At 69.1% G+C, this 6901-nt stretch carries 10 protein-coding genes; 4 read left to right on the top strand and 6 right to left on the bottom strand.

What is annotated here, in order from left to right; genetic code table 11:
* The 5 genes from HUU96_RS08925 to HUU96_RS08905 all read right to left on the bottom strand — a co-directional run.
* A partial coding sequence (locus HUU96_RS08925; protein ID WP_254605153.1) for a pyrroline-5-carboxylate reductase family protein occupies window positions 1-580 on the bottom strand: 580 nt, incomplete at its 3' end.
* A gap of 13 nt (window positions 581-593) precedes the next feature.
* Window positions 594-1097, bottom strand: a complete 504-nt coding sequence (locus HUU96_RS08920) for a YbjN domain-containing protein (RefSeq protein WP_174292475.1) — start codon at window positions 1095-1097, stop codon at window positions 594-596.
* 45 nt (window positions 1098-1142) lie between these two features.
* A complete protein-coding gene (locus HUU96_RS08915) occupies window positions 1143-1406 on the bottom strand; it encodes an accessory factor UbiK family protein (RefSeq protein ID WP_174292474.1) in 264 nt (87 codons plus the stop codon).
* Between the two features lie 19 nt (window positions 1407-1425).
* Window positions 1426-1944, bottom strand: coding sequence for a TspO/MBR family protein (locus HUU96_RS08910; RefSeq protein ID WP_174292478.1), 519 nt, complete (start codon window positions 1942-1944; stop codon window positions 1426-1428).
* 121 nt (window positions 1945-2065) lie between these two features.
* The gene (locus HUU96_RS08905; RefSeq protein ID WP_174292473.1) at window positions 2066-2809 is read right to left on the bottom strand and encodes a TlyA family RNA methyltransferase; all 744 of its coding nucleotides are present in this window, start codon (window positions 2807-2809) and stop codon (window positions 2066-2068) included.
* 54 nt (window positions 2810-2863) lie between these two features.
* Between HUU96_RS08905 and HUU96_RS08900 the strand changes: the two genes are divergently transcribed.
* The gene (locus HUU96_RS08900; RefSeq protein WP_254605151.1) at window positions 2864-3115 is read left to right on the top strand and encodes a type II toxin-antitoxin system Phd/YefM family antitoxin; all 252 of its coding nucleotides are present in this window, start codon (window positions 2864-2866) and stop codon (window positions 3113-3115) included.
* Window positions 3042-3389 (top strand): type II toxin-antitoxin system RelE family toxin, encoded by a 348-nt coding sequence (locus tag HUU96_RS08895; protein WP_438827073.1) that lies wholly within the window; start codon window positions 3042-3044, stop codon window positions 3387-3389. Before HUU96_RS08900 ends, HUU96_RS08895 begins: the two co-directional genes overlap by 74 nt.
* 9 nt (window positions 3390-3398) lie before the next feature.
* Here the strand turns inward: HUU96_RS08895 and dxs are convergent, their stop codons facing one another.
* Window positions 3399-5324, bottom strand: a complete 1926-nt coding sequence (gene dxs / locus HUU96_RS08890) for a 1-deoxy-D-xylulose-5-phosphate synthase (RefSeq protein ID WP_174292471.1) — start codon at window positions 5322-5324, stop codon at window positions 3399-3401.
* Between the two features lie 117 nt (window positions 5325-5441).
* Here dxs and HUU96_RS08885 point away from each other — a divergent pair, with 117 nt between their 5' ends.
* Together HUU96_RS08885 and HUU96_RS08880 are read left to right on the top strand one after the other, a co-directional pair.
* A complete protein-coding gene (locus tag HUU96_RS08885) occupies window positions 5442-6503 on the top strand; it encodes a COX15/CtaA family protein (protein ID WP_254605150.1) in 1062 nt (353 codons plus the stop codon).
* 2 nt (window positions 6504-6505) lie between these two features.
* Window positions 6506-6901 (top strand): hypothetical protein (locus HUU96_RS08880; protein WP_174292470.1); only part of this gene is annotated, 396 nt, incomplete at its 3' end.

Genomic DNA, 6901 nt, shown 5'->3' with positions numbered 1-6901 from the left:
GCGCCGCGCCCGCCGCCGCCAGCGCGTCGGCAAAGCGGAACACGAAGCCCGGCCCGCAGCCCGCCAGCGCCGTCACCGCATCGAACTGATCTTCGCGATCGATCCACTCGACATGGCCGAGTGGCGTAGCGAGTGCCTCGGCGGCGGCGCGTGCGTCCAGATCGTCGCTGCTGGTGTAAAGCGCGGTCACGCCGCGACCGATCGCGACCGGCAGATTGGGCATGGCACGGACGACCACGTCGGCACCGAAGGTAGCGAGAAGCGTCGCTTCCTCCACTCCCGCGAGGATCGAGACCAACAGCGCCGGCTGGCCCGCGAGCGCCGGCAGGAGCGTTCGCGCCGCTGCCACCAGCTGCTGCGGCTTTACCGCCAGAACGATAGTGGCGGGATAGCCGCCCCCGCTATGTGCGTGGATCGCCTCGGCCGATGCCGGGATCACCGCGACTCCTTCCGGCACGGCCGGCGTTCCCGGATCGATGACGGCGATGCGCGCCGCGTCGAAACCCGCCGCGACCCAGCGGCGTAGCATCGCGCCGCCCATGTTGCCGCAGCCGACTAGCCACAGCCCGTCCTCCCGCACCGTCAACGTCGCGTCACGCCTCCCCCTGCGTCTCGACCATCGCCGCGGCGAGCGCTTCCTTGGGGGTCTTGCCGCCCCACAGCACGAACTGGAACACCGGATAGAAGCGCTCGCACTCGTCGATGGCGGACTCGATCAGCAGCTCCGCCGCCCCCAGCGACATCGTGCCCTCCTCATCGCCGTCGACCATCGCCGCGTTGCGGTACAGGAGGATGCCGCTCGACGCCCACAGCTCGAAATGGCCGATCCACAGCTGCTCGTTGACCAGCGCCAGCGTCTCGTACACCGCCGTGCGGCGGTCGTCGGTCACCTTGATGTCGGGGAATGCCAGGAATTGGAGGACGCTGTCGTCCTCGCGCCACATCGCGCGCAGCTCATAGCTGGTCCAGCTGCCCTTGACGGTCGCGACGATCTCATCGTCGTTGCGCTCATGCTCCCAGCCATGCGCCGCGTAATAGGCCTCCAGCATTTCGATCGGGGCGGCGGCGTCTTGCTCGTGATCGTGCGAGTCCAGCATCAACCGATCATCGCAGACCGCCTGGCGCTCGTAAAGCGGAGGCCCTCACGCCCGCGGGGTCGGTCCCTTGTCGCGAGCCTCCAGCGCGTCCAGCCGGGCCTTCAGGGCGTCGGCCTCGTCGCGCGCCGCGGCGGCCATCGCCTTCACCGCCTCGAACTCGTCGCGCGACACGAAGTCCATGCCGCCGAACCATTCGCGCGCCCGCGACTTGGCACCAGCCTCCGCCTCGCGGCCCATGCCGGCAAGGGTGCCGGCGGCCCCGTTCACGAACTTGACGAAATCGTCGAACAGACGGTTTTCGGCCTGCACTGATACTCTCCTGATTGGTCTACAACATTTGGGAGGTATGCGCGGCGGGCACAAGGGTGCCGGCGTCCGGGTTCATGCGGCCGACCTGCCAGGTCAGCACCCCGGCCATGCTGACCCACACCAGATACGGCACCATCAGCCACGCCGCACCGCTGCGGATGCGGCCGAACGCCAGCGCCGTGGCGATGCCCAGCATCAGCATCCCAACGATGATCAGCAGCGCCGTCCCGATCCGGTGCGCGCCGAAGAACACCGGCTGCCACGCCAGCGCCAGCGCGAAGCCGGCGGCGAACAGCGCCACCGCCAGCCCCCTGCCCCGCGCGCCGCGCGCGTTGAGGATCATCGCCAGTGCCAGGCCGATCATCACGTACAGCACCGACCACACCACCGGGAACACCCAGTCCGGCGGAGTCGCCGCCGGCTTGTGGAGCGCGAGATACCAGCCATTGTCGCTACCCGCGGGCACCGAGCGCCCCGAGGCGAAGCCGAGCAGCAGGATCAGCGGCACGATCACCGCCGCCCAGCGCAGCAGCGACATCCTCAGCTGGCCCTTGGAAGCGATGCCGCCCACGTCGGTCCTTTCGTCGCGCGCCCTCGGTATGGACGCCTGTGACGGATGCCCTTCTGGCGGGCGATGGCGCGCGCGTAAACAGGCTTCGTCAGGGTGGACCGGAACGGGACGCCGCGAGCAGGAACTCGACATTGCCCTCCGGCCCGGTGATCGGGCTGGGGGTGACGCCCTCGACGGCCCAGCCGGCGGCGGTCAGCCAGGCGGCGACTTCGGCGCAGACGCGGGCATGGACGGCGGGGTCGCGCACGACGCCGCCCTTGCCGACCTCGTCGCGCCCCGCCTCGAACTGCGGCTTGACCAGTGCCATCAGCCGCGCGGTGGGCGTCGCGAGCGACAAGGGGCGTTCGAGCACCTTGGAAAGGCCGATGAAGCTCGCATCACAGACGACGAGGTCGGCCGGCTCGGGAATGTGCGCGGCGGTCAGCAGGCGCGCGCTGGTCTGTTCAAGGACGATGACGCGCGCGTCCTGGCGGAGCTTCCACGCGAGCTGGTTGGTGCCGCTGTCGACCGCATAGACGCGCGCCGCGCCGCGGGTGAGCAATACGTCGGTGAAGCCGCCGGTCGACGAACCTACATCGATCGCCACCGCGCCGGCGACGTCCCAGCCGAAATGGTCAAGCCCGTGCGCCAGCTTGCCGCCGCCACGCGATCCCCAGGGATGGTCGCGGCCGCGCACCTCGACCGCTGTATCGGCCGCGATCTGCTCACCTGGCTTGGCGATCTTGCGCGTGCCCGCGAACACCAGCCCCGCCATCACCAGCGCCTGCGCGCGGGTGCGCGACTCGGCAAGGCCGCGCTCGACGAGGAGTTGGTCAATGCGGGTCTTGAGCATTGCTCCGTAACACCAGATGAGCTAAGAACAGGTCATCCAATAGGTCAGGACACCATGATGGTCGAGCCTCTTCTTGCCGGTGCCAGCATCAGCATCAGCGATTTCAAGAAAAATCCCAGCGCGGCGATCGCCGCAGCGGAAGGCTTTCCGATCGCCATACTGAACCGCAACAAGCCATCGGCGTATCTGGTGCCTGCAACTGCATGGGCGGAACTGGTAGACCGGCTTGAGGATGCCGACCTCGCGGCGATCGTGCGGGCGCGCGCCGACGAGACGCCAGTCGCCGCTACACTTGATGAGCTATAGTCTCGCCTTCCTGCCGAGCGCCCGAAAGGAGTGGGATGGTCTAGGCGCGACGGTGCGAGAGCAATTCAAGAAGAAGTTGGCCGAGCGGCTGCATACGCCGCGCGTCGACGGCGATCGGCTGGCGGGCCTGCCGGACTGCTACAAGATCAAGTTGCGCGCAGCCGGATACCGACTGGTCTATCGCGTCGACGATGCTGTCGTGACGGTCATCGTGGTTGCGGTCGGGCGGCGCGATCGAAACGCTGTCTACAAGGCTGCAGCGGGTCGCACCTGACCTGCCGCCTTACGCCCGCGCGCCCTCGCTCACGCCCGCGCTATTGTGGCGCAGCATCGTCAACACCGTCTCCACGATCGCCGCCGCATCCAGCCCCGCCTGCGCATACTGCTTGTCGGGCGAGTCCTGGTCCTGGAACAGGTCGGGCAGGCGCATGGTGCGCAGCTTGAGGCCTGCATCGATCAGCCCCTCGTCGCTCGCCAGCGTCAGGACGTGCGCGCCGAGGCCGCCGACCGAGCCCTCCTCGATCGTCACTGCGACTTCATGGGTGGTAAGCAGGCGGCGGATCAGCGCCTCGTCGAGCGGCTTGGCGAAGCGAAGGTCGGCGACGCTGGTCGACAGCCCCTTCGCTTCCAATGCGTCGGCGGCCTTGAGCGCCTCCCCCAGCCGCGTGCCGAGCGACAGGATGGCGACCGTCTTGCCTTCCCGCACCAGGCGGCCGCGGCCGATCTCCAGCCGCTGCGGAACCTCGGGCAGCGCAACGCCGGTGCCGTTGCCGCGCGGATAGCGCACCGCGATCGGGCCCGTGTCGTGCAGGGCGGCGGTGTGGGTCATGTGGACCAGCTCGGCCTCGTCCGCCGCGGCCATCACCACGAAATTGGGCAACGTCGCCAGATAGGTGACGTCGAACGATCCGGCATGGGTGGCACCGTCGGCCCCGACCAGCCCGGCACGGTCGATCGCGAAGCGCACCGGCAGGTTCTGGATCGCGACGTCGTGCACGACCTGATCATAGGCACGCTGGAGGAAGGTCGAGTAGATCGCGCAAAATGGCCGCATCCCCTGCGCCGCAAGACCCGCGGCGAAGGTGACGCCGTGCTGCTCGGCGATGCCGACGTCGAAGGCGCGGGTCGGGTGGCGCTTGGCGAAGCGATCGACGCCGGTGCCGCCGGGCATCGCCGCGGTGATCGCGACGATGGTCGGGTCGCGGTCGGCCTCGTCGGCCAGCGCGTCGCCGAACACGTTCTGGTATTGCGGCGGCCCCGGCGGTGCCTTGGCCTGGGTGCCGGTGATGACGTCGAACTTCTGGACGCCGTGATATTTATCCGCCGACGCCTCGGCCGGGGCATAGCCCTTGCCCTTCTGCGTCACGACATGGATCAGGATCGGGCCTTCCTCGGCGTCGCGGACATTCTCCAGTACCGGGATCAGCTGGTCGAGGTTGTGGCCGTCGACCGGGCCGACATAATAGAAGCCCAATTCTTCGAACAACGTGCCGCCCATCGCCATGCCGCGGGCGAACTCGTCGGTCTTGCGCGCCGCTTCCGAGAAAGGCCGCGGCAGCTTCTTGGCAAAGCGCTTGAGCAGCTCGCGCACCCCAAGAAATTCGCGACTCGACACGATCCGCGACAGGTACGCCGACAACCCACCGACCGGCGGCGCGATCGACATGTCGTTGTCGTTGAGGATGACGACCAGCCGGTTGCCCGCCTGTTCGGCGTTGTTCATCGCCTCATAGGCCATGCCCGCCGACATCGAGCCGTCGCCGATCACCGCGATCGCCTTGCCCGGCTTGCCCGACAGCTTGTTGGCGACCGCGAAGCCCAGCGCCGCCGAGATCGACGTCGACGAATGCGCCGCGCCGAACGGGTCGTATTCGCTCTCGCTGCGCTTGGTGAAGCCCGACAGGCCGCCGCCCTGGCGCAGGGTGCGGATGCGGTCGCGGCGGCCGGTCAGGATCTTGTGCGGGTAGCATTGGTGGCCGACGTCCCAGATCAGCCGGTCGCGCGGGGTGTCGAACACATAGTGGATCGCGGTGGTCAGCTCCACCACACCGAGTCCCGACCCCAGATGGCCACCGGTCGTGCCGACCGCGGAAATGGTCTCGGCGCGGAGCTCGTCGGCGAGCTGGCGCAGCTGATCCGGCTTCAGTCGGCGCAGGTCTTCGGGGGTGGAAACCGCGTCGAGCAGCGGAGTCTGGGGGAGGTCGGCCATCGGCGCGGTCTATCCCAGCGATCGTGACGTGTCGATTGCCGCCGATGACGGATATGTTTCATTCGACCCGTTCAGTCGGCGCTTGGCCGCGCCGGAACGAAGGAGTATCGGCCGGCGATGCTCCTGCCCAGCGCCGCCTTCATGACCACCGCCCGCCCGCGCGCGCTGTCGATCTGGCTGTGGCTGGTGGCGGCGCTGGTGGTGGCGATGGTGGTGATCGGCGGCATCACCAGGCTGACCGAATCCGGCCTGTCGATCACCGAATGGCGGCCGGTCAGCGGCACGCTGCCGCCGCTGACCGACGCGGCGTGGCAGGCGGAGTTCGCCAACTATCGCCGCATCCCGCAATATGAGGCATTCAACCACGGCATGACGCTGGCGGGGTTCAAGGCGATTTTCTTCTGGGAATATCTGCACCGGCTGCTCGGGCGGGTGATCGGGCTGGCGGTGGCGCTGCCGCTGTTGTGGTTCGCGGCTCGGCGGCAGGTGCCGGCGGGCTATGGCCTGCGCTTGTTCGCGCTGTTGACGCTGATCGGGCTGCAGGGGACGCTGGGTTGGATCATGGTCCGCTCGGGACTGTCGGCGCGGACCGAGGTCGCGCCGCTGTGGCTGGCGATCCACCTGTTGACGGCGCTGTTCACGCTGGGCGGGCTGGTCTGGACGGCGCTCGACCTGCGCGCGCTGGCGGGGAACCGCTTCGCCGCCCCCGCCCACCTGCGGCTGGTGGCGGTCGCGGCGATGGCGCTGCTGGCGGTGCAGCTGGCGTTCGGGGCGCTGACGGCGGGGCTGCGCGCGGGCTATGCCTTTGCGAGCTGGCCGCTGATGGGCGACACGCTGTTCCCGGCGGGCACGCCGATGCTCGCGCCGGCGTGGCGTAACGCGATCGACAACCCGATCGTCGTCCAGTTCTTCCACCGCTGGTTCGCGTTCGCGGCGGCGGCGGGACTGGTCTGGCTGGCGATGCGGGCGCACCGGGCCGGGTCGACCGCCGGGCGAGCGGTGATCGCGCTGGTGGCGCTGCAGATCGCGTTGGGGATCGCGACCTTGCTGTCGGGCGTCGCCCTTGACCTCGCGATTGCGCACCAGGCCAATGCCGCGCTGTTGCTGATCGCCACGGTCGTCGCCGCCCACGCGGTCGGCGGCGCAAGGACGAGCGGGCCGGCCGTCTCACGGCTGTGATCGTGCCGCTGCCGATACTGGCATGGGCGGTTTTCGCCGCGGCGAGTCGTTCGCCCGTCTTCAACCCACCGCTGGACCGCCCCTATCGCGTCGTCATCCACCAGGAGCGGGCTCAGTCCGGCGTCACCCGGCGGTACGAGCTGGAACGGCGGCTGATCTTCCACCGCAACGGCGCTGCGCTGGTCGCCGAGATGACGCTGGTCCGCGTCTGGCAGGATAGCGGCGGCGATGCCGGCCGACGCTTCGAGATGGCGGCAGGCGCGTTGAAGGACCGCATTGTCCGCTTCCGCCTCGCTGCCGACGGTGCGGTCACGTCGGTGGACGATGAGGCTGCGCTATGGGCGGCGACCCTGGCCGGCGTCGCCGCGACGGCGAGCGCCGCCGGCGGCGACGATCCG

Source organism: Sphingomonas bacterium, assembly GCF_903644135.1.
In the GTDB taxonomy this organism is placed as follows: Bacteria; Pseudomonadota; Alphaproteobacteria; order Sphingomonadales; family Sphingomonadaceae; genus Sphingomonas.
Note: the sequence above shows the minus strand (reverse complement) of the source record. Positions and strands in the feature narration are given on the sequence as shown.